Origin of the sequence: Ruania zhangjianzhongii (assembly GCF_008000995.1) — a bacterium.
Lineage (GTDB): Bacteria > Actinomycetota > Actinomycetes > Actinomycetales > Beutenbergiaceae > Ruania > Ruania zhangjianzhongii.
In genome coordinates, this window is the sequence record NZ_CP042828.1 from 4,722,864 (window position 1) to 4,748,737 (window position 25,874).

The 25,874-nt window shown below is 69.8% G+C and carries 25 protein-coding genes, 1 tRNA gene and 1 riboswitch; of the genes, 7 read left to right on the forward strand and 19 right to left on the reverse strand.

All coding sequences use genetic code 11. From position 1 onward, the window contains the following. Nucleotides 1-10 precede the first annotated feature (10 nt). The 3 genes from FU260_RS21835 to FU260_RS21845 all read right to left on the reverse strand — a co-directional run bounded on the left by FU260_RS21835 (nt 11) and on the right by FU260_RS21845 (nt 3,720). Entirely contained in the window at nt 11-910 is a 900-nt protein-coding gene (locus FU260_RS21835; RefSeq protein WP_210418151.1) for an ABC transporter permease, read from the reverse strand. 171 nt (nt 911-1,081) lie between these two features. Then, the gene (gene putP, locus FU260_RS21840) at nt 1,082-2,626 is read right to left on the reverse strand and encodes a sodium/proline symporter PutP (protein WP_147918966.1); all 1,545 of its coding nucleotides are present in this window, start codon (nt 2,624-2,626) and stop codon (nt 1,082-1,084) included. A gap of 110 nt (nt 2,627-2,736) precedes the next feature. Continuing rightward, the gene (locus FU260_RS21845) at nt 2,737-3,720 is read right to left on the reverse strand and encodes an ABC transporter ATP-binding protein (RefSeq protein WP_235912103.1); all 984 of its coding nucleotides are present in this window, start codon (nt 3,718-3,720) and stop codon (nt 2,737-2,739) included. A gap of 49 nt (nt 3,721-3,769) precedes the next feature. Here FU260_RS21845 and FU260_RS21850 point away from each other — a divergent pair, with 49 nt between their 5' ends. Beyond that, complete coding sequence (locus FU260_RS21850) at nt 3,770-4,660, forward strand: LLM class flavin-dependent oxidoreductase (protein WP_147918968.1); 891 nt, start codon at nt 3,770-3,772, stop codon at nt 4,658-4,660. 88 nt (nt 4,661-4,748) lie between these two features. On the opposite strand, the gene FU260_RS21855 is transcribed toward FU260_RS21850, so the two are convergent. Continuing rightward, entirely contained in the window at nt 4,749-6,500 is a 1,752-nt protein-coding gene (locus FU260_RS21855; RefSeq protein WP_147919669.1) for an ABC transporter permease, read from the reverse strand. Between the two features lie 62 nt (nt 6,501-6,562). After that, the gene (locus FU260_RS21860) at nt 6,563-7,639 is read right to left on the reverse strand and encodes a thiamine ABC transporter substrate-binding protein (RefSeq protein ID WP_147918969.1); all 1,077 of its coding nucleotides are present in this window, start codon (nt 7,637-7,639) and stop codon (nt 6,563-6,565) included. 46 nt (nt 7,640-7,685) lie between these two features. Continuing rightward, nucleotides 7,686-7,789, reverse strand: a riboswitch (TPP riboswitch). A gap of 248 nt (nt 7,790-8,037) precedes the next feature. On the opposite strand from FU260_RS21860, the gene FU260_RS21865 reads away from it, so the two are divergent. Beyond that, entirely contained in the window at nt 8,038-8,301 is a 264-nt protein-coding gene (locus FU260_RS21865; RefSeq protein WP_147918970.1) for a DUF4235 domain-containing protein, read from the forward strand. Between the two features lie 43 nt (nt 8,302-8,344). Here FU260_RS21865 and mnhG read toward each other — a convergent pair whose 3' ends face one another. From mnhG to dcd, 12 genes are all read right to left on the reverse strand, one after another. Continuing rightward, a complete protein-coding gene (mnhG, locus tag FU260_RS21870) occupies nt 8,345-8,707 on the reverse strand; it encodes a monovalent cation/H(+) antiporter subunit G (RefSeq protein WP_147918971.1) in 363 nt (120 codons plus the stop codon). Further along, nucleotides 8,704-9,042, reverse strand: coding sequence for an MrpF/PhaF family protein (locus tag FU260_RS21875; RefSeq protein ID WP_235912104.1), 339 nt, complete (start codon nt 9,040-9,042; stop codon nt 8,704-8,706). Before FU260_RS21875 ends, mnhG begins: the two co-directional genes overlap by 4 nt. Then, entirely contained in the window at nt 9,039-9,632 is a 594-nt protein-coding gene (locus FU260_RS21880) for a Na+/H+ antiporter subunit E (RefSeq protein WP_147918972.1), read from the reverse strand. The genes FU260_RS21875 and FU260_RS21880 overlap by 4 nt, the downstream gene beginning before the upstream one ends. Beyond that, on the reverse strand, nt 9,629-11,167 hold the full coding sequence (locus FU260_RS21885) for a Na+/H+ antiporter subunit D (protein ID WP_147918973.1): 1,539 nt from the start codon (nt 11,165-11,167) through the stop codon (nt 9,629-9,631). The genes FU260_RS21880 and FU260_RS21885 overlap by 4 nt, the downstream gene beginning before the upstream one ends. Then, nucleotides 11,164-11,688, reverse strand: a complete 525-nt coding sequence (locus FU260_RS21890; protein WP_147919671.1) for a Na(+)/H(+) antiporter subunit C — start codon at nt 11,686-11,688, stop codon at nt 11,164-11,166. The genes FU260_RS21885 and FU260_RS21890 overlap by 4 nt, the downstream gene beginning before the upstream one ends. A 181-nt stretch (nt 11,689-11,869) precedes the next feature. Continuing rightward, on the reverse strand, nt 11,870-14,848 hold the full coding sequence (locus FU260_RS21895; protein ID WP_147918974.1) for a Na+/H+ antiporter subunit A: 2,979 nt from the start codon (nt 14,846-14,848) through the stop codon (nt 11,870-11,872). Nucleotides 14,849-15,026: 178 nt separating this feature from the next. Next, nucleotides 15,027-15,632, reverse strand: a complete 606-nt coding sequence (locus FU260_RS21900; protein ID WP_147918975.1) for a response regulator transcription factor — start codon at nt 15,630-15,632, stop codon at nt 15,027-15,029. After that, nucleotides 15,629-16,951, reverse strand: a complete 1,323-nt coding sequence (locus FU260_RS21905; protein ID WP_147918976.1) for a sensor histidine kinase — start codon at nt 16,949-16,951, stop codon at nt 15,629-15,631. Before FU260_RS21905 ends, FU260_RS21900 begins: the two co-directional genes overlap by 4 nt. A gap of 11 nt (nt 16,952-16,962) precedes the next feature. Continuing rightward, entirely contained in the window at nt 16,963-17,775 is an 813-nt protein-coding gene (locus FU260_RS21910) for an ABC transporter permease (RefSeq protein WP_147918977.1), read from the reverse strand. Then, nucleotides 17,772-18,794 carry an ABC transporter ATP-binding protein gene (locus tag FU260_RS21915; RefSeq protein WP_147918978.1) on the reverse strand — a complete coding sequence of 341 codons (1,023 nt, stop codon included), beginning with the start codon at nt 18,792-18,794 and terminating at the stop codon, nt 17,772-17,774. The genes FU260_RS21910 and FU260_RS21915 overlap by 4 nt, the downstream gene beginning before the upstream one ends. Nucleotides 18,795-18,967: 173 nt before the next feature. After that, nucleotides 18,968-19,951, reverse strand: a complete 984-nt coding sequence (locus FU260_RS21920) for a hypothetical protein (RefSeq protein ID WP_147918979.1) — start codon at nt 19,949-19,951, stop codon at nt 18,968-18,970. Further along, the gene (gene dcd / locus FU260_RS21925; RefSeq protein ID WP_147918980.1) at nt 19,952-20,533 is read right to left on the reverse strand and encodes a dCTP deaminase; all 582 of its coding nucleotides are present in this window, start codon (nt 20,531-20,533) and stop codon (nt 19,952-19,954) included. Between the two features lie 196 nt (nt 20,534-20,729). Here dcd and FU260_RS21930 point away from each other — a divergent pair. After that, a tRNA-Gly gene (locus FU260_RS21930) sits at nt 20,730-20,803 on the forward strand. Between the two features lie 33 nt (nt 20,804-20,836). Here FU260_RS21930 and FU260_RS21935 read toward each other — a convergent pair. After that, nucleotides 20,837-21,229: a type II toxin-antitoxin system VapC family toxin gene (locus FU260_RS21935; RefSeq protein WP_147918981.1), complete on the reverse strand. Its 393-nt coding sequence runs from the start codon at nt 21,227-21,229 to the stop codon at nt 20,837-20,839. After that, the gene (locus tag FU260_RS21940) at nt 21,226-21,483 is read right to left on the reverse strand and encodes a type II toxin-antitoxin system VapB family antitoxin (RefSeq protein ID WP_147918982.1); all 258 of its coding nucleotides are present in this window, start codon (nt 21,481-21,483) and stop codon (nt 21,226-21,228) included. The genes FU260_RS21935 and FU260_RS21940 overlap by 4 nt, the downstream gene beginning before the upstream one ends. A 243-nt stretch (nt 21,484-21,726) precedes the next feature. Between FU260_RS21940 and FU260_RS21945 the strand changes: the two genes are divergently transcribed. The 4 genes from FU260_RS21945 to FU260_RS21960 are packed head-to-tail and all read left to right on the forward strand — an operon-like array spanning nt 21,727 to nt 25,836. Then, complete coding sequence (locus tag FU260_RS21945; RefSeq protein WP_147918983.1) at nt 21,727-22,824, forward strand: phosphotransferase family protein; 1,098 nt, start codon at nt 21,727-21,729, stop codon at nt 22,822-22,824. Beyond that, complete coding sequence (gene eno / locus FU260_RS21950; RefSeq protein WP_147918984.1) at nt 22,821-24,158, forward strand: phosphopyruvate hydratase; 1,338 nt, start codon at nt 22,821-22,823, stop codon at nt 24,156-24,158. The genes FU260_RS21945 and eno overlap by 4 nt, the downstream gene beginning before the upstream one ends. Beyond that, complete coding sequence (locus FU260_RS21955; protein WP_147918985.1) at nt 24,155-24,880, forward strand: SDR family NAD(P)-dependent oxidoreductase; 726 nt, start codon at nt 24,155-24,157, stop codon at nt 24,878-24,880. The genes eno and FU260_RS21955 overlap by 4 nt, the downstream gene beginning before the upstream one ends. Beyond that, nucleotides 24,877-25,836 (forward strand): SMP-30/gluconolactonase/LRE family protein, encoded by a 960-nt coding sequence (locus FU260_RS21960; protein WP_147918986.1) that lies wholly within the window; start codon nt 24,877-24,879, stop codon nt 25,834-25,836. The genes FU260_RS21955 and FU260_RS21960 overlap by 4 nt, the downstream gene beginning before the upstream one ends. The last annotated feature ends 38 nt before the right edge of the window (nt 25,837-25,874 follow it).

Consider the following 25,874-nt stretch of genomic DNA (forward strand, 5'->3'; position numbering starts at 1 on the left):
TCTCCTTTGGTCATGCTTTCCCGTACCACGGCACTGCCAGGTTGCCGAGGTACTTGATCAGGGCATCGAGCGCGACGGCCGCGAAGCCGATCACGAAGATGCAGGCGATGGTCAGGGCAGTCTGCAGCTGCTGACCGGAGGTGTACGCCAACCCGCCGATGCCAGGCAGGCCAGCATTCAGCTCGGCGGCGACCACACAGGTCCAGGCGAAGCCGGTGGCGATCCGGATACCGGCGATCACCTCGGGCAGCGCGGAGGGGAGGATCACGGACGTACCGACCTGCCGGCGGTTGGCCCCCATCGACAGGGCGGCCTGGATGCTGTCCTGCTTCACGCCGCGCACCCCGTTGATCGTGGCGATCACGATCGGCGGGAATGCGGCCAGGAACAGCAACCAGTTCTTCGAGACATCGCCGATGCCGAACCAGACGATCAGCAGGCCGATGTAGCCCAGCGGGGGCAGCGAGCGCAGGAAGTTCAGGTAGGGCTCCAGCGCGGTGTTCAGCCAGCCGATGGTCGCCATCAGGAAGCCGGCCAGCGGGCCGAGGATGACAGCGATCCCCACGCCGACTCCCATCCGCTGCAGGGAGGCGAGCAGGTGCTCCCACATGTAGTAGCTCTGCTCACCGCAGATGGTGCGGGTGTCGCTGATCTCCCGGCACGAGTTCGCCTGGACGAACGCGTCCCACACCGCGGGCGGAGACGGCAGGTAGAGCGGATTCACCAGCTCCATCGCGGCGACCACCCACCAGACGGCGACGAACACCACCAGCACGCTGAGCTTCAGCGCGAATCGACGCAGCCGCCCGATCCGGAGGTTGCGCCGATGGTCTGACGCCACTTTGAGCGTCTGGCCCAGGTGTTCGTCGGCGGACACTGTTGGTTCGCCGGGGCTCTCGTTCGTCGTCACACTCTGTCCTGGTCGGTGGGCTCGATGCCTAGTGCTCCATTGCAGAGCGTCACCGGCACCTGCCGCCGGTCGCTACAGCGGCAGGCACCGAGAATACACGCCCGGGCGGAAAGAGCGGTGGCTGCCCCACCTGTGCTGTAGCCGGAAATGAATCCAGGCATCGGTCGCCGCTCAGCCCTGCGCTGCTGGGCCGGCAGGTGTGGCGGCGGGGTCTTCCTCACCGCGGGCCAGCATGCTCGAGCGTCGGAACTCCGTGGTGATCTGTTCGTTCGGCTTGAAAGTGAACAGGCTGACCACCACTGCGACGATCAGGTTGGCGGCAAAGCCGGGCACGATCTCGTACAGCGTGTCCGACAGGGACGACTGGCCCCAGGTGTAGGCGACGACGGCTCCGACGATCAGACCGGAGAGCGCGCCCCAGTTGCTCAGCCGCTTCCAGAACAGCGAGAGCAGCACGATCGGCCCGAACGAAGCACCGAAGCCGGCCCAGGCGAAGCCGACCAGGTCGAGGATGCTGTCGGAGGGATTGATCGCCAGCACAGCGGCGATGATCGCGACCCCGAGCACGCCGAACCGTCCGAACCGCACGTACCCCTTGTCCGACAACCGCCTGGTGCTCCCGGTCTTCTCGGCGATGATCTTGAACAGGTCCTCCACCAGCGCCGACGATGTCACCACCAGCTGGGAGGAGATCGTCGACATGATCGCCGCCAGCACAGCAGCCAGCACCAGCCCGGCGACGAACGGGTGGAACATGATCTGCGCCAGGTCGAGGAAGACGGTCTCGCCCTTCTCGGCGTCCGTCGGCGACCCGCCGTTGATCCGGTAGTAGGCGATCCCGATCAGCGCGGTGCAGACCGAGCCGAGGACGGTGAGCACCATCCAGCCGATGCCGATCCGCCGGGCCGCGTGCGCCTGCTGCGGGTTCTTCAACGCCATGAATCGCACGATGATGTGCGGCTGACCGAAGTAGCCGAGCCCCCAGGCAGCGAGGGAGATACCAGCCACCAACGTGCCGCCGGCGAACAGATTGAGCATGTTCGGATCGACCTCGTTGATCGCGGCGATGGTCTCCGAGGGACCGCCGACGTTGAAGATCGCCACGATCGGAACGGCGATCAGGGCGGCGAGCATCAGCAGACCCTGAGCCACGTCGGTCAGCGTGGCGCCGAGGAAGCCGCCGAAGAACGTATAGAGGATCGTGATCCCGGCGACCACCAGCATCCCGAACAGGTAGTTGCCGCCGAAGCTGGACTCGTAGAACTTGCCCGCGGCGACCATTCCGCTGGAGACGTAGAAGGTGAAGAACACCAGGATGATCAGCCCGCACACGATCCGGATGGCGCGGGTGGTGTCCTTGAGCCGATGCTCGAAGAAGCTGGGGATAGTGATCGAGTTGCCCGCCACCTCGGTGTAGGCGCGCAACCGCGGTGCCACGAATTTCCAGTTCAGCCAGGCGCCGATAGTCAGACCGATGGCGATCCAGGCCTGGAACAGCCCGAGCATGTAGATCGCGCCGGGCAAGCCCATCAGCAGCCAGCCGGACATGTCCGAGGCACCGGCGCTCAGCGCGGCAACGCTCGGTCGCAGGCCCCGGTCCGCGAGCATGTAGGCGTCCAGGTTGTTCTTGGTTCGCCGGTAGGCGACGTACCCGATCGCGAGCATGCCTGCGAAATAGATGACGATCGCGATGGTCTGGTAGGTGTCCTCGGTCATGGCAACTTCGCCGCCTTACGTCTGTGTAGGCCCGACCTTGCGTCTGTCTAGACTCACCGACACCGTACCGCCCGCACCGGAAGGTGTCAGACATTTGCCCGGCGGGTCCACTACAACTCCACCACCCCGCTCTGCTCCACCCGGATCAGGACCTCTCGGCCCGCCTCGAGACCGGCGACGCCGTCCGCGTCGGCGGTCTGCTCGCCCCAGTCAGGCACCGCGACCCGCGCGGTCACCCGGCCCCGAGCAAAACCGACCGAGACCACGGTGCCCTGGAGCAGGTGGCGGCCATGATCATGGTGACCTCCGCCGTCGCTGGCCGTGCCGATCACGCTGAGCGCGTGCGGGCTGACCCCGAGCGTCCGACCGGACCGCTGCACCACCCAGTAGCCGAGGAACTGTGCTGCCGCCGCATCCACTGGCTGCGCCCACAGCTCGGCCGGCGTCCCGGTCTGCACCAGGCGCCCGGCCCGCATCAGTGCCACCTGGTCTGCCACGGTGAACGCCTCGTCGTGGTCGTGGGTGACGTACAGGGCGGTGGTGCCCGCGGTGCGCAGGATGTCGTGCAGCTCGGTGGCCAGGTGCTCGCGCAGCGCGCGGTCCAGTGCGGAGAGCGGCTCGTCCAGGAGTAGCAGTCGCGGCCGGGGAGCGAGTGCGCGGGCCAGCGCCACCCGCTGCTGCTCACCGCCGGAGAGGGCAGTGATCGACCGGTGCGCGTGCTCGGACAGCCCGACCAGGTCAAGCAGCTCGGCGACCCGTTCCTGCTGCTCACCTCGCGGCAGGCCAGCCATCTGCAGACCGTAGGCGACGTTCCCGGCCACGTCCCGGTGCGGGAAGAGCTGCCCGTCCTGGAACATCAGCCCGAAGCCGCGGCGGTGCACCGGGATCTGCCGCATATCGGCCCCGTCCCAGGTGAGCTCGCCGGCACTGAGCGGCTCCAGCCCGGCCACCGCCCGCAAGAGTGAGGACTTCCCACACCCCGAAGGGCCGAGCAGGGCGACCACCTCGCCCCGGCGAACATCCAGGTCCACCTGGTCGACCGCCGTCGTTGGCCCGTAGGTGACCACGGCACCGGAGACCTGCAGTCCGTCCACGTCAGCTCCTACCATGAGTGTCGATCGTAGGCCTGGGTACGCTGGCGGGATGCGGATCGGCGTGTGCTTCCTGCCCGAGAGTCCCTGGCGCGAGGCCGCCGGCCTGTGGCAGCGGGCCGATGAGCTTGGCGCGGCGCACGCGTGGACGTACGACCACCTGGTCTGGGGCGGGCTGCCGGACTCGCCCTGGTACTCCACGATGCCCACTCTGGCCGCCGCGGCGCTGGTGACCGAGCGGATCGGCCTGGGTACGTTCGTCGCTTCCCCGAACTTCCGCCATCCGGCGCTGCTCGCCAAGGATGTGGTCACTCTGGACGACATGTCCGATGGCCGGCTGCTGCTCGGCCTGGGCGCAGGGGGCGACCTGGACAGCCAGATCCTCGGCGCCACGCACACCCGTGGCCAGCGCACCCGCAGGTTCGCCGAGCTGGTGCCGCTGCTGGACCGGCTGCTCACTGAGGATCACGTGGATCACGACGGGGAGTTCTTCACCACGGCCGGCGCCCGGGGCCGGCCGGGCTGCGTGCAACAGCCACGGGTGCCGTTCGTGATCGCCGCGAACGGTCCCCGGTCGATGGCGCTGGCCGCAGTGCACGGCCAGGGCTGGGTGACCACCGGCAGACAGAGCGGCCCGCCGGGAGCGCCGGCGGACGATCCGGCGGCGGCGGCCGAGCGGGTGACCTCCTGGTGGCGGGGAGTCGCCGAGCTGGCAGCCCAGATGGACCGGCTCGAGGCGGAGCGCGGGCCCGGGCAGGAGAGGCTGCGCCGGTACCTGGCCATCGATGTGCACGGGCCGGCCGTGCTGACCAGCCATACCTACGCCGAGGAGCAGATCGCCCAGGCCGGCGAGCTCGGCTTCACCGATGTGGTGGTGCACTGGCCACGTCCCGAGGCGCCCTATCGCGGTTCGGTGGCCGTGCTGGAGAAGCTGCTCGGCTGAACCCTCGTTGTGCCGCGATCTGTCGCCCGCCGTCCCCGCTGAGCGACGGTTCGCGGCACACCGGAACGGGCGGACGGCCCGGTGCTGCTCAAATCTCACCGGCATGCTCCCCGCGAAGTCGTTCGGCCAGTGCCATCACCGTGGCGGTGAGCAGCGCGAGCACCACGGCAGCAGCCAGCGCCATTCCTTGATTCAGTGCGCCCGGCTGGCCGATCAGCCGGAACACCACCACCGGCAGCGTCGGCCGGTCCGGGCGGGACAGGAAGCTGGTGGCGCCGAACTCCCCCAGCGACACCGCGAACGCGAACCCGATCGCCAGTCCCAGGGAGCGCACCAGGTAGGGCCCGTCCACAGTGAGCAACACCCGAAGCGGGGTGGCGCCCAGCACGGCCGCCACCTGGCGCTGGCGCGGGTCGATCGCGCGCAGCACTGGCAGCACCGTGCGCACCACCAGCGGCATCGCCACGATCGCCTGCGCGATCGGGATCAGCACCGGCGAGCTGCGCAGGTCCAGCGGCGGATGGTTCAGCGCGATCAGGAAACCGAACCCCACGGTCACCGCGGACACCCCGAGCGGCAGCATCACCGCCCCGTCCAACCAGACGATCGCCCGACGCCCGGCGGTGCTGCGGGGTCGACGAGAGACCACCAGGGCCACCAGCACCCCCATCAGTACGGCGATCATCGTGGCGTCCACCGCGATCCGCAGCGAGTTCGCGGTCGCCTGCCACACGGTCACGGTGAGCGCGTTGTCCCCGCCGGTGCTACCCAGGGCCCAGTAGTTGTCCAGTCCCCAGCCGGTCGGGGTGCGCAGCGAGCGAAGCACCAAGGTGAGCATCGGGGCGAGCAGCAGCACCCCCACCACGACGGCGGTCACCGCAGCGGGCAGCAGGTCGCCGCCGGGGCGCCCCCCTCGCCCGGTCAGCTGCAGTGGCGTGCTGCGCGCCGGGTTGCCGTGCAGCGCCAGCGCCCGTTCCCGCGTGGCGCGGGCACGGGAGAAGGCGACCAGCGCACCGGCCACCACCACGAGCTGCACCACCGACAGCACCGAGGCGGCGCGCAAGTTGAGGAACTGGGTGGTCTGGATCCAGATCTCGGTCTCCACGGTGCCGAACCGCAGCCCGCCGAGCACCAGCACCACTCCGAACGCCGTGGCGCAGAACAGGAACACCACCGAGGCGGCGGACGCGATCGCCGGGCCGAGCGCCGGCAACGTCACGGTGACGAAGGCGCGCGCCGGGGAGGCACCGAGCGCGCGGGCCGCCTGGGCGGTGCGGGGGTCCAGCCGCTCCCACAGCCCACCCACTGTGCGCACCACCACGGCGTAGTTGAAGAACACCAGCGCCAGCACGATCGCGGTGAAGGTGCCGTCCAGGCCGAGGAAGCCGAGTGGCCCCGAGGTGGCGAGCAGCGACCGGAACGCCACACCGACCACGACGGTCGGGAGCACGAACGGCACAGTCACCAGGGTCCGCACCAGCGTGCGGCCGGGGAACCTTCGGCAGTACAGCACGTAGGCGCCGGGCACACCGAGCAGCACGGCGCCGAGGGTGCCGAGGATGGCCTGGGCGAAGGTCAGGCCGATGATCCGCCAGGTGCGGCCGGCACCGAACACCTCGGCCACCCCGCCCAGGTCCAGCGCGCCGTCGGCGACGAACCCGCGCGCGACCAGAGCGGCAACCGGGTAGCCGAAGAAGATCGCCAGGAACGCCAGCGGCACCGCGGCCGCCACCACCGCAGCGGCCGTGCGGCCACGGCCACCTACGGCCCGGCCGCCAGCCCGGCTGCTAGATCTGCCGCCAGCCCGGCCGTCAGCTCTGCCGCCGACGGTGGCCTCGATGTCGCTCTCGCTGGGATTCTCGACATCGAGGCCGCCCTGGTGCGCTGCGGCCGGCACCACGGTCAGCCGATTACCGTGTCCGTCCACTGCTGGATCCACTCGTCGCGGTGGTCATCGATCAGCGCCGGGTCCATCGTGAACGGGTCGTCGGCCAGCGGGGCGAAATCGGTCCACGCCTGCGGCAGGTCGATCTGGTCGTTCACCGGGTACATGTACATCTGCTCCGGGATATCGGCCTGCACCTCGTCGGAGAGCAGGAAGTCGATGAACGCCTGAGCCCCCTCGGGGTTGTCCGCGCCGGCGAGCACCCCGGCGTACTCGACCTGCTGGAAACAGGTACCCAGCAGCGCCTCGGTCGGGGCCTCGGTCTCGTCCTCCCCCACCTCGAACGCTGGCGAGGTGGCGTAGGACAGCACGATCGGCCGGTCGCCTTCACCGGTGGACCCGGAGAAGTCCACCGAGTACGCGTCCGACCAGCTTTCCACCACCTTCAGCCCGTTGTCGGCGAGCTGCTGCCAGTAGTCCTGCCAGCCGTCCTCACCGTAGGCCGCCACCGTGGCGAGCAGGAAGGCCAGCCCCGGGGAGGAGGTCGCCGGGTTGGTCACCACCACCAAGTCCCCGTACTCCTCGGCGAGCAGATCGTCCAGGGTCTCCGGCTCGGCCAGATCGTGGTCGGTGAAGTACTGGCGGTCCACGTTCAGGCACACGTCCCCGCGGTCCACCGGGGTGAGCGAGCCGGCGTCATCGGCCAGGTACGGCTCCGCGCTCGGGGGCAGGTCCGGCGAGGTGTAGGGGTCGAACACCCCCTCGGCGATCGCCCGGCCGGCGAAGGAGTTGTCCACCCCGAAGGCGACGTCCCCGAGCGGGGAGTCGGTGGTCAGGATGAGCTGGTTCACCAGGGCTCCACCGTCCCCGGGGGCACTGAACTCCAGGGTGTAGTCGGTCTCGTCCTCGAACTCCTCGATCAGGTCCTCGGACAGGGCGAAGGAGTCGTGGGTGACCACTCGCACCAGGGCCGGTTCGCCTTCCTCGTTCGTGCTGCCCTCGTCGGGGCTGTTCCCGATCAGGGAGCAGCCGGCCAGGCTCACGGCGACGGCGGCGCTCACCATCGCGGCTACAGCGGGGCTGGTACGGGTCATTCGTTCCTCCTCAATCGAGTTGAGAAGGGGTCCGTGGTAGTTCCACGTCGAGAGATGCTCGACTCCCTTCGCCGGTGCTAACCGGAGCAGGTTCGAGGGTCTGCGGCGGACCGCACTCTCAGCGCTCGGGGCGCTCCCCTGTCGTCTCCGCCCCACGGTACACCGGCGCCAGCGACGAGGCGACCGAGGGCAACCGGGTGCGCTGCGTCCGCTCCGCCGGCCGGGCTCCTCGCCGGACGAGTCCACGCTCGCCCTGGATCCAGGTCCCCCGAATGCGCAGAGTCATGCGCGTTCACACTGCAGATCTGGAGCAGGTCGAATCCGCATGTGGGCAGGCCGGCAGTCGTCTCGGTCGATAAGGTGGACGGCGGAACATCCGATCCGAGGAGTCGCGCCTTATGAACGTGCAGAAGCTGGTCACCACGGTGGCGGCGGTCGCCGCCGGTTTCGCTGCGAACAAGCTGCTTGCCGCCGGCTGGAAGGCCGTGACCGGTCACGAGCCGCCGACCGGTGACCCCGACGACGGCGAGCTCAGCATCGGCGAGCTGGTGGTGTTCGCCGCGGTCAGCGGAGCGGTGGTCGCTTTCGCTCGCACCTTCGCCACCCGCGGTGCGGCCAAGTGGATGGACAGCGGGAACAAGCCCGCGATCGAGAAGGACTGACGATCGAGAAGGACTGACGGTCGAGAAGGACTGAGGTGCCCGCTCAGTTCTCCCGCTCGGCCTCGGCCCTGGCGCGCTCGAGGTCCTCGGTGAGCTCGTCCGTGGCCAGATGCTCAGGGTCCACTTTGTGGGTTCGGTAGCCGGCGCGGCCGACCATATGCGCCGAGACCGGTGCGGTGATCAGCTGGAAGGCGACAACGAGGGTGAGCTTCCAGGTGACCTGGCTGGAACCGAGACTGATCGCCAGGCCACCCATCATCAGCATCAGTCCGAGCACTTGCGGCTTGGTGGCGGCATGCATTCTGGAGAGCAGGTCGGGGAAGCGAGCAATGCCGACGGCGGCGATGAAGGTCAGTGCACTCCCGCCGATCAGCAGCACAGCGGAGAGGATCTCGAGACCGGTCACGACTCACCGTCCTCAGGCCGGATGCCGGCGTCGCGCTCGGCGGCCTCCTGCGCACTGAGGATCCGGGACTCGGCCTCAGGTTCGGCGGCAGCGAACCGGGCAAGGGTCACCGATCCGACGAAGCCGACCAGGGCGAGCACGGTCAGCACCAGGACCAGATCGGTGCGCCCGAACCAGAGCGAGACCAGCGCCAGCGAACCGATCAGCGCTGAGACCAGCACATCCAGGGCCACGATCCGGTCCAGCATGCTCGGCCCGCGCTCCACCCGGAACAGCGTGATCAACGCAGCCGAGATGAGCAGCGCGGCACAGACGGCCATCACAATGGGACTCACGAGCTCACCTCGCTCTGCTTCGTCTGGCGGCGACCGCGCTTCCACGGCCTCGGCGGGTACCCCGCCTCGGCGATGTCCTGGTCCGTGGCGAGCGCGTACATCACCCACTTCTCCTGGTCCAGCACACCCTGGCGGGACTTCTCCACCGCGCCGGGGGCGCTGACGTCCAGCACGTGCACATAGAGCATCCCGGTGAGCCGGTGCGCCTCCACCACGATCGAGCCCGGCACGATCACGGTGAGCTCCGCGGTCAGCGTGAGGATCAGGTCCGAGGAGGAGGCGAGCTTGACCCGGATCACCGCACCCTGGGGGTAGCGGCCGATGTGCAGCGCATGTGCGGCCACGCTGATCGAAGCGCGCACGATGTCCACCAGCAGGCGGGTAAGCAGCGCAACCACCCCGAGCACCGAGACGTGTCCACCGAAGCCCACCCGGGGCATCGGCATCACCCGCAGCAGACCGAAGCTGATCAGCACACCGGTGAACACGTTCGCGACGGTGAGGTTGCCCCAGAGCAGCACCCACACGATCGTCATCCATATGGCCATCGGCCAGCGCCGCAGCCAGTCATAGGCGTCTGGTGATCTCATCCGTCACCCCCTGAGGAATCTGAGGACTGGCCGGAGCCACGGTCGCCGTGCACCAGCACCGCATCCACATACGGGGTGCGGGCGGTCAGGTCCCGGGCCGCGGCGTCGGTGTAGTCATAGAGTGGACCACCGATCACCGCGATCAGCACCCCCACTGAGGCGATCACCGCCGCGGGGCCGAACATCGTGCGTGGCACCCGAGCATCCGGCAGCGGTTCCGGGGCCTCCTGCCAGAACGCCTTGTTCCACGCCTTCACCACGGCGTACAAGGTGAGCAGTGAGGTGAGCAGCCCGGCACCGACGCCCACCAGTGCGAGCGCAGATCCGTCCTGGAAGCCGGCCTGCAGCAGACCGACCTTGCCGAGGAATCCGGACATCGGCGGGATGCCGGCGAGGTTCATCGCGGACAGGAAGAACACCGCGCCCAGTGCCGGGGCCACCTTCGCCAGACTGCCGAGCTGTTCCAGTGAGGTAGTCCCGCCGCGGCGCTCCACCAGGCCGGCGATCAGGAACAGTGCGGTCTGCACGGTGATGTGGTGAACGATGTAGAAGATCGCGGCGGACAGTCCGGTTTCGCTGGACAGAGCGATCCCAAAGATCATGTACCCGATGTGACTGACCAGGGTAAAGGACAGCAGACGTTTGATGTCCTCCTGAGCCACGGCACCGATGATGCCCACCAACATGGTCGCGATCGCTGCCACCAGCAGCACGGTATCCAGCCGTGAGTCCGGGAACAGCAGCGTCTGGGCGCGGATGATCGCGTACACGCCTACTTTGGTGAGCAGACCGGCGAACACGGCGGTCACCGGCGCCGGAGCGGTCGGATAGGAGTCCGGCAGCCAGGCCGAGAGCGGGAACACTGCGGCCTTGATCGCGAATCCGAGCAGCAGCATGATCTGCAGCAGCAGTCGCACCCCGGAGTCCACCTCGGCGAGCCGCTCGGCGAGATGGGCCATGTTCAAGGTGCCGGTGGCCGCGTAGATCAGCGCGATCGAGATCAAGAAGAGGATCGAGGACAGCAGCGAGACCACCACATAGATGGACCCGGCGCGTATTCGCTCCCCGGTACCACCGAGGGTGAGCAGCACGAAGCTGGCTGCGAGCAGGATCTCGAACCCGACGTACAGGTTGAACAGGTCACCGGACAGGAACGCCATCGACACCCCGGCCGCCAGCACCAGGTAGGTCGGGTGGTAGATCGCCACCGGGGCGCTCTCGTTCCCGTCCGCCAGGCCCTGGGCCAGGGAGTAGGCCAGCACGCCGAGCAGTACCAGCGCGGAGACCACCAGCATCAGCGCGGACAGCCGGTCGGCCACCAGACCGATGCCCACCGGCACCTGCCAGTCGCCCACCCCCATCACCTGCGGTCCGGCGGTGTGGGTGACGAAGATCAGTGCGACCGCCACCCCGAGCACGATGGCCAGCGCGCTGATCGAGATGATGCCCTGCGCACGGGAGCGGCGGGACACGGCCAGCGCCAGGCCGGCGGCCACCAAGGGCACCACGACGGGCAGGGGAAGGAGCCAGGTCATCGGTCTCCTCCCGTGATCGGTCCGCCAGCGGTGCTGTCCGGAGTGTGCGCCGCGGGCTGTTCTTCGGCACCGAGGGGAGTCTCCTCGGTCTCGTCCCGGGCCTCGGCTGCCTCTGCCTGAAGGTCGGAACCGACGTCGTCGGTGCGGCTGTCCGCCTGACGCAGCGCCGCACGGCGGGCGATTCTGCGGTCCTCGAGGTCATCCTGCACCTCGTCGTGACCGTGCAACTGCCACGACCGGTAGGCCATCGCCAACACGAACGCGGTCAGCCCCAGGTTGATCACGATCGCAGTGAGCACCATCGCCTGGGGCAGCGGGTCGGCCATGTCCTCGGGCGCAGTGGTGCCGACCAGCGGCGGGCCACCGGCCGCACCGCCGGCGATCAGGAACAGCACATTCACGCCGTTACTGATCAGGGTCACGCCGAGGACCACGCGGGACAGGCTCCGCTCGAGCAGCAGGTACACCCCGGTGCCGACCAGGACGCCGACCACCAGCACCAGCGCCAAGGAGGGACTCATCTCGATATTCACGGCGCCCTCCTCTCTGCCCGCTGCGGTGCCTCGCTCCGACGCACCTCGTACCTCGGCGCACCTACGCGGGGGCTCCTCACGGTCATTCGGTCCCGTTGCTCTGCCCGCTGCGGTGCCTCGCTCCGGCGCACCTCGTACCTCGGCGCACCTACGCGGGGGCTCCTCACGGTCATTCGGAACCACCGCCGCCGCCGGTGTGCACCAGGTCAGGTTCGGCATCGTCGGCGGTGCTGCGCGGGGAGTCGTGCGCCACATCGGGTGCGGCCTGGCCGGCGGCCTCGCCCTGCCGGTCCACTTCGGACCCCAGCGAGCGGAGCACGTCCAGGATCAGACCCACCACCACGAGGAACACGCCGATGTCGAAGAACAGCGTGGTGACCAGGTGCACCTCGCCGAGGATGCCGAGGTTGAAGTCGATCGCTACCGACTGCAGCACCGCGCCACCGAAGAACATCGGCACCACACCGGCGCCTGCGGAAAGGAACAGACCGGAGCCGAGCAGCGCACCCGGCAGCACCGGAACGGCCTCGCCGAGCTCATAGCGGCCGCCGGCGAGATAGCGCACGGTCAGCGCGATACCCACCACCAGGCCGGCGACAAACCCGCCACCAGGAGCGTTGTGCCCGGAGAAGAGGAGGAACACCGCGAAGACCAGCATGGTGTGGAAGACGATCCGAGTGGCCACCTCGAAGATCACCGAACGCCGATAGGGCGGCAGCGCCACTTCGGAAGGCAGCCAACGGCGGTTCCGCCGGGCGTCCTTGTTGGCGGCGGCGAGGCCGCGCAGCCGGGCGGCGACATCCTCGCCGGGCGGCACCGGCCAGACCGACGGGGCGCTCGGCTTGAAGTCCCGCACGCGGTCCACACCACGCGATCGGGCCCGGAGGAACACCAAGGAGGCCACTCCGGTGGCCGCCACCAGGAGTACGGCGATCTCGCCCATGGTGTCCCAGGCGCGGATGTCCACCAGGGTTACGTTCACGATGTTCTTGCCGTGGCCGTACTCGTAAGCCTCCTCCGGGAAGAACTGGGCAATCGGTTCCGCCACCCGCGCGTTCGGCACCACCAGCGCGAGCAGCATGGCCATCGCCCCCACGGCGACACCGACCAGCGCCCGCCACCAGCGACTCGCCTTCAGCGGCCGGTCCGAGTAATAAGGGGGCAGGCGGCGCATCACCAGGATGAACACCACCAGGGAGATCGTCTCCACCAGTGCCTGAGTGAGCGCCAGGTCGGGCGCCCCGTGCAGCGCGAACAGCACCACCACGCCGTACCCGGTCACGCCGAGCAGCACCACGGCCTTGAGCCGCCGTCGGGCCCGGGCAGCGAGGAACGCCCCGATCGCAATCACCAGGCCAACCGCCACCTGGGCGGGGGTGTCGAACCACCGGATCTGGCCGACCTGCACACCACCGGTGATCGTCGCGATCCCGATCGAGGCCACCGCGGTGAACAGGATGATCGCCAGGTACAGCGGGAGCGAACCACGTTGGGTGATCGAGGTGACCCCGATGGCGAGCCGGTCCAGCCGGCGCATCGTGCTGCGGTAGCTGTGGTCGGCATCGGGGGCGAGCACGACGGCGTCCTGCACCCGGTACACGAGGTGTCGTCCGGCGTAGAGCACGAGTCCGAGCAGCACGATCCCGGCCGTGAGCAGGAGCGGAAGACCGAACCCGCCCCAGAGGGTCAGGTGCCCGGCGTCCCCGGCGGGGTAGGTGCCGGCGTGGCCGGACAGCAGACGTTCGCCCAAGCCCGGGACGAGGCCGGCGGCGAGACCGGCCACGGCGAGCAGGAGACCGGGAATGAACAGTCCGGTGGCCTCGCGGTCCAGCTCGGTGTCGGCCAGGTCCGCCTTACGGGCGAACGCGCCCCAGAGGAACCGCAGACCGTAGGCAAAGGTGAGCACCGAGCCGACCACGATCACGGCGAGCACGATGATCTGGTGCGTTCCGCCGTCGTGCGTGAGCGCCTCCAGCGCTGCCTCTTTGCCGACATAGCCGGCAAACGGCGGCAAGCCGATCATGGAGAAGATGGCGAGGAACCCAGCGATGCTCGCCGCGGGCAGATTGCGGCCCAGACCGGAGAGCTTGCGCAGATCGCGGGTGCCGGCAGCCGCGTCGATCACCCCGACGGTGAGGAACAGCGCCGCCTTGAACATTGCGTGCGCGCCGACCAGCGCCAGCCCGGCGAGCGCCACAGCGCGTTCGGCCTGACCGACGAGCAGGATGAGGAAACCGAGCTGGCTGACCGTGCCGAAGGCGAGCAGAAGCTTCAGGTCGTACTGCTTCAGAGCGCGGTACCCACCGACGATCATCGTCGCACCACCGGCCACGAGAATCATCCAGCGCCAGACGGCGAGATCAGCGAACCCGGGAGCCAGCCGGGCCACCAGGTACACACCGGCCTTGACCATCGCAGCGGCGTGCAGATAGGCACTGACCGGAGTGGGAGCGGCCATCGCCGACGGCAGCCAGAAGTGGAACGGGATCTGCGCCGACTTCGTCAGGGCGCCGACCAGCACCAGCACCACGGCGGTGGTCACGCCCCAGCCGGTGGGTGTGTTCGCCACCAGCTCGGTGAGCGAGTACGACCCGCCCTCGGTCTCCCCGAGGATGAGGAAGCCGCCGAGCATCGCCAGCCCGCCGAGCGTGGTGACGATGATCGCCTGCATCGCCGAACGCCGGGAGCCCTTGCGGTCGAAGTAGTGCCCGATCAGCAGGTAGGAGAAGATCGTGGTCAGTTCCCAGAAGACGTACAGCACGAGCGTGTTGTCCGTGCTGACCAGACCGAGCATCGTGCCGGCGAAGGCGACGAACACTCCGGCGAACCGGCCGAGGAACTTCGCACCGGAGGCGAAGTACCAGGCGCAGTAGGCGAGCACCAGCGCTCCCACAGCACCGACGATCAGCACCATGAACCAGGCCAGGGTGTCCAGCCGGAACGTCAGGTCCATCCCGATGGAGTCGACCCACTGCACGTCCACCCGGGGACCGCGACCATCCAGTACCGCACTGATCTGAGTGAGCGCCCACACCGCTGCCGAACCGGGCACCAGCGCCAGCGGCAGGAACATCTTCCGGCCGAACCGTGCCACCAGAGAGGGCGCAACCAGAGCCGCGATGAGGTGCACGGCTAATAGCTGCAGCACGTCCGCTCCTGCTCAGTGGGCGTGGTCAGTGGTCAGAGTTCAAGTGGTGCAGTTGTGTTCGGGATGGGGAAAATGGCACGCCGCACCGCCCCGAAGCGGCTAGCGGGCCGGTCCCAATACTAACAATTGCCCCAGGGTGCCGAGGCCGGTGCTCACCGGCTGGACGCATCGGCGAGGACTACAACCATCCGTTCTCCTGTGCCAGCCGAGCAGCCTCCGCGCGAGTGCGCGCACCAGTCTTGCCGATTGCGGCAGAGAGGTGATTGCGCACCGTGCCCTCGGTCAGATGCAGCGCCCGGGCGACATCTGCTGCGGTGCCACCGGTGGCGGCCTCCCGAAGCACCTCGGTCTCTCGGGCGGTGAGCGGCGACTCGCCGGCCACCAGCCCTTCGGCGGCGAGCACCGGATCCACCACCCGCAGCCCGGCGTGCACCCGCCGGACCGCGTCGGCGAGCCGGCGGGCCGGGGTGTCCTTGACCACGAACCCGTCCGCCCCCGCGCGCAGCGCCCGGCGCAGGTAACCGGGCCGGCCGAAGGTGGTGACGATCAGCACCCGCACACCGGGGTGCTCGGCCTTGATCGCGGCGGTCAGCGCGATCCCGTCCATCCCGGGCATCTCCACGTCCACCAGGGCCACGTCCACAGCGGCGGCCGTCAGCAGGCCGAGTACCTCCGCGGCGTCGCCGGCCTCACCGGTCACCTCGATGTCTGCCTCCAGGCCGAGGAGCGCCGCCACCGCCCCGCGGACCAGGGACTGGTCGTCGGCGAGCAGCACCCGGATCATCGCTGCACCTGCACGGTCAGCTCGAACCCGTGCGGATCCACCTCGCGGGTGAGGATCACGGCACCGGCGAGCCGGGCCCGCTCCACCAGGCCGCGCAGCCCGTTCCCCCCGCCGGGCTGACCTGCATCCGCGCCTGCACCCGCGTATCCGCTTGCGCCTGCGTATCCGCCGGCGTCTGCTCCCGCTCCTGCGACCACGGCGCCAGTCTCGGCCACCGGGCCGGCCAGGCCCCCGCCTTCGCCCACCTGACCGGCTGCGCCGCGGGACCTCACGCCGACCCCCGGACCTGCGCCGTCGTCGACGATCGTGAGCCGCTCCGGGGTGACCTGCACAGTGCAGGTACTCGCCCCGGAGTGCCGGATCACGTTCGTGATCCCCTCCCGCACGGCCCAGGCATAGAGGTCCCGCACCTGCGTGGGCACCTCGTCGACGGCGGAGGGCAGGTGGGCGAGGATGTCCGCCGATTCCAGGGCTTCTCGGGCGCGCACCAGCTCCCCGGCCAGGCTCAGATCCCGGTAGCCCTCCACTGCGCGGCGAACATCGTGCAGCGTGTCCCGGGAGAGCCGCTCCAGACCGGCCAGCTCGGTGCGGGCACGGTCGGGGTCCACGTCCAGCAGCCGGCCGGCGAGCTCGATCTTCACGGTGATCACGGTGAGCGAGTGGCCGAGCACATCGTGCAGGTCGCGGGCCATCCGGTGCCGTTCCTCGGCCACGGCGAGCCGGGCGTTCTCCGCGCGGGCGTCCATCAGCGCGCGGGTGCGCTGACGCATCGTCTGGATCCCCCAGACCGCGAGCGCGGAGGCCGCGATGGACAGCGGCACCCCGAATCCCGGCTGCCAGCCCGGCACCGCCCACTCCAGCCCGCCGACCGCCGCCACCAGCAGCACGACGCCCACCGGGCCCACCACCCGGGGCAGCCAGAGCATCATCAGCACCCCGACGAACGGCAACGCCGCGGTGGCCGGCTGCCCGAGGGTCGCGATCATCACCGCAGCGAGCACCAGCTGCACGGCGATCACCGCGATCGAGCGGGCCCGGGCGGCGGGGGTGGCGCTCGACCAGCTCCCGCTGGCCACGGGGTGGCCGCGAACCCAGGTTCCGACCCAGCCCGGGCGGATCTGCACCAGCCAGGCCGCCAGGTAGAGCAAGGCCACACAGCACGTGGCGATCAGGCCGATGATGCCCGCTGTGGTGTGCCGCGCAGCCCAGGCGGTGGATATCGGGTCGGCGAGGAACACCAGCCAGATCGCGGAGAAGCCGACCACCGCCCAGGTGCCGAACACCTGGCCGGTGGTCGTCCTGTCCGGCGACGCGGTCACCTTGCCATTGTTCACCCGCGCGCCGTGTCCTTGCGGAACCGCCAGATGGCACCGAGGGCGAAGATCGCGAACCAGACCACCACGCTGACCACCCAGGTGACCTGGACCGCCGCCCCGGTGAGCGGCGCGTGCACCAGGTGGCCGAGCCCATACATCGGGGTGAAGGAGGCCACCAGGTCCAGCGTGCTGCCGGCCGGGATCGGGTAGAACAAGCCGCCGAGGAACGCCATCGCGGCCACCCCGAGGCCGAGGAACTGCATCACGTTCTCGCTCGGCAGCAGGTAGCCGAGGAACAGGCCGAAGGCGGCGAACACCAGGGATCCGGCGAGCGCGATCGCAGCGGTGAGCGGCCAGAGGTAACCGGCCATCTGCGGTCCGGTGCTGATCGCCCCGGCCAGGTAGACCGCGGTCACGGACAGGCCACCGAGCACGACGGCGCAGCACGCCTTGAGCAGGATGTAGGCCATCGGGGTCAGCGGGGTCAGTCGCAGCTGGCGGGTCCAGCCGCGGGAGCGTTCGACGGCGACCATGGCGCCGGCGCTGGTGGTGGCGAGCATCGCGCCGTAGACGCCCATCGAGATCAGGATGTAGGCGGCGACATTGCCGTGCCCGACGTCCCCGCTGCCGCCGACGGAGCTGCTGGCGATGAGGAACAGCGCGACCGGCATCACCACCATGAGGATCACCGTGCGCCGGTTGCGCAGCAGTCGGCGCAGCTCCAGCGCGAACAACCGGGCAGAGAAGCCGCCCCAGCGCGGGACGGGACGCTCCAGCACGGGCTGGGCGGGCGGCGTCGCGGCTGGGGTGGCGGCGGTGGCGGTCATCGGTCGGTCCCTTCGGTGGAAGAGTCGTTCGTGGAAGTGGGCGCCGGCGCGGCCGACCGGGTGGGCGCGGCCGCGGCGGCTGGCGCCGCAGTCAGGGAGACGAACGCGTCCTCCAGGGCGCGGGCGGTGATCTCCAGGTCGCAGGCCGTGGTGACATCGAGCAGGTAGCGGGCCACCGCGTCGGAGTCGGCCGTGTGCACCAGCACGCTCTCCCCGCGGGCCTCCACCGTGTCCACGCCGGGCACGTCGCCGAGGCGGTGCAACTCGTCGGTGGGCAGACCACCGGGCACCGTGGCGCGCACCGTGCGCCCGGAGGCGAGCGCCTTCACCTCGGCGGTAGTGCCGTCGGCCACCACGAGCCCGCGGGCCATCAGCACGATCCGGTCGGCGTAGACGTCGGCCTCTTCCAGGTAGTGGGTGGCGAACAGCACTGTGCGGCCGGCGTCGACGTCGGTGCGGATCGACTGCCAGAATCGGCGGCGGCCCGCCACATCCATCCCGGTGGTCGGTTCGTCCAGGACGAGCAGCGCCGGGTCGGCGAGCAGGGCCATCGCGAACCGCAGGCGCTGCTGCTCCCCGCCGGAGCACTTGCCGACCTTGCGGCCCGCGATCCCGATAATCCCGGCGTGGTCCAGCACCTCGGCTACTGGTCGGGTCTGGGCGAACAAGCAGGCAGTGTAGGTGACCATCTCTTTCACGGTCAGATCGGGCAGCAACCCGCCGGTCTGCAGCACAGCGGCCACCAGTCCGCGGGCGACGGCGGTGCGCGGCGTCATCCCGTAGACGCTCACCTGGCCGGTGGTCGGGGTGCTCAGGCCGAGGATCAGGTCGAGCGTGGTGGTCTTGCCGGCACCGTTCGGGCCGAGCAGGGCGACCACTTCACCGGGCCGGACGTGCAGGGCCACCCCGCGCACGGCGTGGGTGTGGCCGAAGCTCTTCGTCGCGGCGGTCAGGTCGACGGCGGACGGGCCGGTGTCGAGGGTCTGCCGCGTGGGTACTGGAGCGGTGGTGGTGTTCATGCCTCCACGGTGCGCCGGGGCGGGGGCGCGACCCTGGGGCGGGTGTCACGACCTGCCCCTGACATCTGTCACGGGTGGCCTCCCCACCTACGGGTCGTCCTGTGAAGAGTGCGCTAGAGCGCACCCCTCACCTGACGACCCGTGGGTGGTGGTGGGGGGAGAGGGAGGGATCGTCAAGGCTGGACCAGGAAACCGTCGTCGTCGGTGGCTTGGCCACCGACCGCGGTGAGCACGGCGCGCGCGGCGGCCTCGATCCGCTCCCGCGCGTCGGCGCACTCGGTGCGCAACGCCGTCGGCGGTGGCTCGCGGTCCCACTGCTGAGGGTCGGCCGGGTACCAGCGCAGCTCGTAGCTGAGCATGCCCTCCCCCACCCGGTCCAAGCCGGCGAGCACCACGGGGGCCACGTCCGCGGCGGCCACCGATGCGGTGATCACCCCACCGCTCGGGTAGTGCCAGATCGTGCCGTAGGACTCCAGCACCTCCGGCTGCGCCAACGTGTGTGCGTCGTACGCATCGGCCTCGGCGTGCAGCCAGGCCCGTTCACCGTCGTCGAGGTCGGCACCGCCACCTGGTCGGCCGGTGGCAGGAGGTAGCGGAGCATCGGGCAGCTGCACATCGGTGAGCGCCTGGACCCCGGGCAGTACCGGCGTGAGCACGTGCACCAGTGCGTCCGGGTAGAGCCAGACCGGTGCGTACACGGTCAGATCGACCCCGGCCCACTCCTCGGGCTCGAGCACGTGCCCGGTGCTGGTGCGTACCACCGCACCCAGGCGCCGGCCCATCGCCAGCAGCAGCTCGAGCGTCTCCCGCTCGCGGCCCCGCACCTCCCCGGCGGCGAAGGCGCCGAGCAGACCACCGGTGGCAGCCAGCTCGGCCGGGACCGGCCGGCCGCGGTCCTGTGGGCAGGTGAGCAGATAGGTACCGTCCGCCCACGCCGGCAGACCGAGATCCCGGTGACCTGCGCCGTCGAGCGGGAACGGCCCGGACAGGTGCACGCCGCCGGCCAGGGTGAGCACATCGGGCTCGGTTCGGATCGCGTCCGGGTACCGGGAGAGGACGAGCGCTTCCACTTCCTCGGCACTGACGTCGTCGGCCACTGCCAACAGGTGCCGGGACCGGGTGAGGTCCAGGCTCGGGCCACCGGCGTCCCCGGTCACCTACTGCTCCATCTCGGTGCGATGGAAGTTCTGGTGCGAGCGGGAGGCGGTGGGCCCGCGCTGCCCCTGGTAGCGCGATCCCATGGCGCCCGTGCCGTAGGGGTGCTCGGCCGGGCTGGACAGCCGGAAGTAGCACAGCTGCCCGATCTTCATCCCGGGCCAGAGGGTGATCGGCAGAGTGGCGACGTTGGACAGCTCCAGGGTGACGTGCCCGGAGAAGCCCGGGTCGATGAAACCCGCAGTGGAGTGGGTGAGCAGCCCGAGGCGGCCGAGAGAGGACTTGCCCTCCAGCCGCGCGGCGACGTCGTCGGGCAGGGTGATCTGCTCCAGCGTGGAGCCGAGCACGAACTCCCCCGGGTGCAGCATGAACGACTCTCCGGGGTCGACCTCGATCAGCCGGGTGAGCTCGGGCTGGTCGGCAGCCGGGTCGATCACCGGGTACTTGTGGTTATCGAACAGCCGGAAGTAGCGGTCCAGGCGGACGTCCACGCTGGAGGGCTGGATCATCGCCTCGTCGAAGGGGTCCAGCCCGACCCGTCCGGAGGTCAGCTCGGCTCGGATGTCGCGGTCGGAGAGCAGCACGAGGCAACGGTAGCCGAGCGGCCCGCGTCCCGGCGAACCTCTCCCCCGGTTTCGCGAACGCCCGCCCCACGCTCCCGAGCGCTCGATCGCGGGGCCGCATCGGCCCGCGAGTCCGCGCAGAGTCACGTTCGCGGGCTGGTTAGCGGAGGTGAAAGCACGGCGTGAGGTCAGGTACGCTGGCCTCGCTGTACCTCATGCGGGTGTAGTTCAATGGTAGAACTTCAGCTTCCCAAGCTGACGGCGCGGGTTCGATTCCCGTCACCCGCTCCAGTTGACGACAGAAGGTCGGCGGCCTGCGCCGTGTCAGCGGGCCGGCCGTACGTCGGTGTGGCCGAAGTCGTCACCTTTGAACAACAACGGATCTCTGGCGACCGCTGCGAGCGCGTAGCTGAAGCAGTCCCCGAAATTCAGGCGCGCAGGATGGCCAGATCCGCATCCGTAGTCCCGATACGCGGCCCGCGCGAGCCGGGCCTGTTCCGGGCTGACCTCGGCGACCGTCACGCCTAGTGCATCGAGGACCTCGTCCAGCTGCCTGGTCAGGACCGGATCACCTACCCGGTCGAGCACTATGCCGAGCTCCAGATAACTGGCCGCGGAGATCCGTACTGTCGCCGCCCGCTGGATCGCGGTACGGAATTCGGCCGTCTCCGGCTCTCCACGCAGGATCGCGACGATGGCGGACGTGTCGACGATCATCGGGGCAGACCGGCGCGGTCGTACAGTTCCTCGGTGTCGAGGGCAGGCTCACCGGCGGAGCGCAGCCGCGTCTGGACATCCGCCAGAAGCTGGTCCAGCCGTTGGCCCCGGCTCGCCGCGCCGTCGTCACGGGGCAACTCGTCCAGATAGCGCTCCAGCGCCGCCTCGATGGCACTGGTCTGAGTCCGGCCGGTCCGGCGCGCTGCCTCGCGGGCCAGCGCATGCACTCGCTCATTCTTGATGTTCAGGCTCATCACGAGATTCTACCGTGCGCATCTCGAGTCTACCTTTCTACCATCACGTGCGACGCATGGCCGAGAGCGGGACGGCAGCATCGCCCCGAGGCGCTTTACCGTATCTTGACATCGTCATGCCGAGCGCTTAGTTTCACCGATGTCCGAACAGACGGAGGATCATGGTCGATCAGAGGTCGGGAGCCACCCGGCTGCTGAGCAGACTGGTCCAGCAGTGTCCGCCGTGGACAAGGCCGCCCGGCAATGACTGAACCGCTCTCCGGCTGGTCGACCACCCGTATCGAGAGCCACCTGCGACAGCGCGGCATCTGGTCCGGTCCCGCCCCACAGGTGCGGACACTCGCTGGCGGGGTCTCCGGGACGGTGCTGCGACTGGATGGGCCGGACCGGAGCCTGGTGCTCAAACAGGCCCTCGCGGAGCTGAACGTCCCGGCCGTGTGGCAGGCGGACCCGCGCCGGATCCTCACTGAAGCGGACGCGTTGCGTACGTTGCACCGGATCAGTGCGGATCATGCACCGGCGGTCCTGGACTGTGATCGAGACGAGCTCCTGCTGGCGATGCAGGCTGCTCCGGAGGCCTGGCACACCTGGAAGGAACAGCTGCTGGCGGGGCAGCCGGCCAGCGAGGCCGAGCAGGTGGCCCGCTCGCTCGGTCACCAGGTGCGACTCTGGCACCAGGCCACAACAGCCGCCGAATGGCCCACCGGGGCCCCGGACCGGCAACGCTTCGCCCCGACCGCAGACTTCACCGCGCTCCGGCTGGACCCGTTCTACCGTCACGTTGCCGACCAGCACGGTGGCCGGATCGCCGAGCGTCTGCACCAGCTCGCCGACGGACTGCTCACCGCGCAGACCTGCCTGGTGCACGGGGACCTGTCCCCGAAGAACATCCTTCGCCCGGCCGGACCTGGCACCGAGTGGTGGCTGGTGGACAGCGAGTGCGCTGTGCTCGGCGACCCGGTGTTCGATGTCGCGTTCTTGCTCACTCACCTGCTGCTGAAGAGTCTCGATCCGGAACGTACTGAGCTGCGCACCGCGGCCCAGGAGTTCTGGCGCGCGTACTGCCAGCCGGCAGCACCGCAAACACCGCGACCCGGGGCACCCCGGACCGGAGCATCGCGCGCTCGAGCGGCGGTGCACGAACCGTTGCCGGAAGTACACCTGGTCGCCCACTGCGCGGCCCTGATGTTGGCACGCGTCGACGGCGTCTCGAAGGTCGGCTACCTCACCGCCGCCCAGGTGGAGCTCGTCCGCCGGCAGGCCACCCGGGCGCTGCTCGAGGAGACCGATAGCCTGACCGGCTACCTCGATCTGATCGGCACCGACGGGAGCACAGGATGAGCACAGCCACGATCGCGCAGGTACGCGCCTGGGAGGCCCTGGACTCCCGTGGCCGGCCGACCGTCGCCTGCCGGGTGGACCTGGCCGGCGGCGGAATCGGCGTAGCACGTGTCCCCTCCGGCGCCTCCACCGGGAGCCATGAAGCACTCGAGCTGCGCGATGGCGGCTCACGATATGCGGGAGCGGGAGTACGCACGGCGATCAACGCCGTCGAGAAGTATCTGGCCCCGGCCACCCACGGGCTCCCGGCGACGGACGCAGCGGCGGTCGACCGCGCGATCGACCAGGTGTGGCAGCAGCGCGGCGCGGACCAGATCGGCGCGAACGCCACGCTCGCCGTGTCGCTGGCAGCGGTCCTGGCCGCCGCCGACGCCGAGCGCATCCCGCTCGCCCGGATGCTCCGGCCCGAGGGTCCGTTGCCGCTCCCGATGCCGATGGTGAACATCGTCTCCGGCGGGGCGCACGCTGCCGGCGCGATCGATCTGCAGGATTTCCTGGTGATCCCCGAGGGTGCGCAGACGTTCGCCGAGGCGATCGAGTGGGTGAGCCGGATCCGGGCCGCTGCGCGCACCGTCGCCGAACAGCGGGGGTTTCCGCAGGCGCACCTGGTGGCGGACGAAGGCGGGCTCGGTCTCCCGCTCGGCTCCAACCGGGCGGCACTGGACCTGCTGTGTGAGGCCGTCGAGGCCAGCGGGCTCGAGCTGGGAGGCCAGGTGAGATTCGCCATCGATGCTGCGGCGAGTGAGTTCCAGACCTCCCGCGGCTATCACCTGGCCACCGAGGACCGCACGCTCTCGGCCGAGGAACTGGTCGCCATGTACGCCGGCTGGATCCGGCGCTACCCGATCCGGTCGATCGAGGATCCGCTCGGTGAGGACGACTGGGCCGGCTGGCAGCTGGCTACCCGGGAGCTGGCCAGCCGCGTCGACCTGGTGGGGGATGACCTGTTCGTCACCCAGGCTGAGCGGCTGCGCCGCGGGGTCACTTCCAGGTGCGGTTCGTCGATCCTGATCAAGGTGAACCAGAACGGGCTGGTCACCCGCACCCAGGAGGTGCTCGGCATCGCCAAGGGCGCCGGCTACCGCACCGTGGTCTCGGCACGTTCCGGCGAGACCGAGGACTCCTGGGTGGCGGACCTGGCGGTCGGCTGGGATGCCGGCCAGCTCAAAGTGGGCTCGACGCACCGCTCCGAGCGCACCGCGAAGTGGAACCGTGTGCTGGAGCTCGAGGCGACCGAGGAGACCGTGCTGCGGCACCCGTGGTCGCGGGCAGAAGAGCACCGGCAGCCTGCAGAAGGTGGCCGACCACCGGCAGAGGAACAGGAGCAGTCATGACTCGTACCGTGATCGTCACCGGCGGCGCTTCCGGGATCGGCTGGGAGATGTGCCGCGCCTTCGCCGACCTCGGCGACGAGGTGCACCTGTGCGACCTCAACCCGCCGCAGGAGGCGATCGACGCGGTCACCGTGCACGCCCTCGACGTGCGGGACGAGAAGGCAGTCGCGGCCCTGTTCGACGACGTCGCCGCCTCGGCCGGTCACCTCGACGTGGTCTGCAACAACGCCGGCAACGGCTCGACCACCAACGTGCTGGACTGCACCGCGGAGGAATGGGACGCCGTCATGGCGGTGAACGCGAAGGGGGTCTTCCTCGGCACCAAGCACGCCCTGCGGCACATGCTCCCCCAGCAGGACGGCGCCATCATCAACACGGCGTCGGCGGCCGCGTTGGTCGGCGTCCCGGACCGGGCGTCCTACTCGGCCAGCAAGGGCGCGGTGATCGCGCTCAGCCGTCAGGTCGCCGCGCAGTATGCGGACAGCGGGGTGCGGTGCAACTGGCTGAACCCCGGCACAGTGGACTCCCCGTGGGTGGGCCGGCTGATGGCCCAGGCCCCGGATCCGCAGGCCCGGCGCGAACAGCTGGTGGCGCGCCAGCCGATGGGCCGGCTAGGGCAACCGGCGGAGATCGCGGCAGCGGCGGTGTACCTGGCGTCCGACGCCGCCAGGTTCATCACCGGCACCGGTCTGGTCCTCGACGGCGGGCTGACCGCGCGATGAGCCTGGATCTCGGTTCTGTCGACCTGAGTGGTACCGCACCGGTGGACCTTGCCGCGCTGCCGGCGATCCGGGCGGACGTCGAGGTGGTGGTGCCCGAGCCGGCCGAGGTCGCGGAGGGCCCGCTGTGGCACGAGGGCACCATCTGGTGGTGCGACATCACCGCGGGCAGGCTGCACCGGTTGGACGAGCACGGGCAGGCCCAGACTGTCGTGCGTGCGAGCTGGTATCTCTCGGCCTTGCGGCCGGCTGTGGGTGGCGGTCTGGTCGTGGCTGCGGACGACGGCGTCTATCGCCTTGGTCCGGACAGTACCGCTCCAGACAGTGCCGCTCCAGACGGTGCCGGTCTGGGCGGTCCCGGACTGGGCGAATCGCTCGGCAGCCCGGGCAACCTGCCGGGGCGGTTCAACGATGCCGCAGTGGCACCGGACGGTTCGCTGTGGCTGGGGGCGATCTCCGGGGAGGACCGGGAGGGGATGGTGCTGCGTGCCACGGTCGACGGCGATCGGTTCGTTTTCACCGAGGCGGTCAGTGGCGTACGGCTTCCGAACGGTATCGGCTTCAGCGCCGATGGCAGCGAGATGTTGCTGATCGACTCGTTCCGCTACGCGATCTACGCGTGTGTGGTCGCTGGCGGCACTGTGGTCAGTGCCCGGCCGTGGGTCCGGTTCGATCCGGACAGTGGTGTGCTGCCGGACGGCTGGTGCCAGGACGCTGAGTCCTGCTGGTGGCTGGCGATCTGGGGCGGGCGGTGCGTGGTCCGGCTGAGCCCGGACGGTGAACCGCTCGGCCGGCTCGATCTGCCGGTGCAGAACCCCACCTGTACGGCGTTCGGGCCGGTCGGCGGCAACCAGTTGTGGGTGACCACCGAGGGGCAGGTCGCTGGCGATCCGGCGCTGCTACGGGTGCGGGTGGAGGAGACGGGGGCTCCGGTGGCGCAGGCTCAGGTGCCGGGCTGAACAGCCGTCTGATGATGTTCTTGCAGGCTGAGTACGCA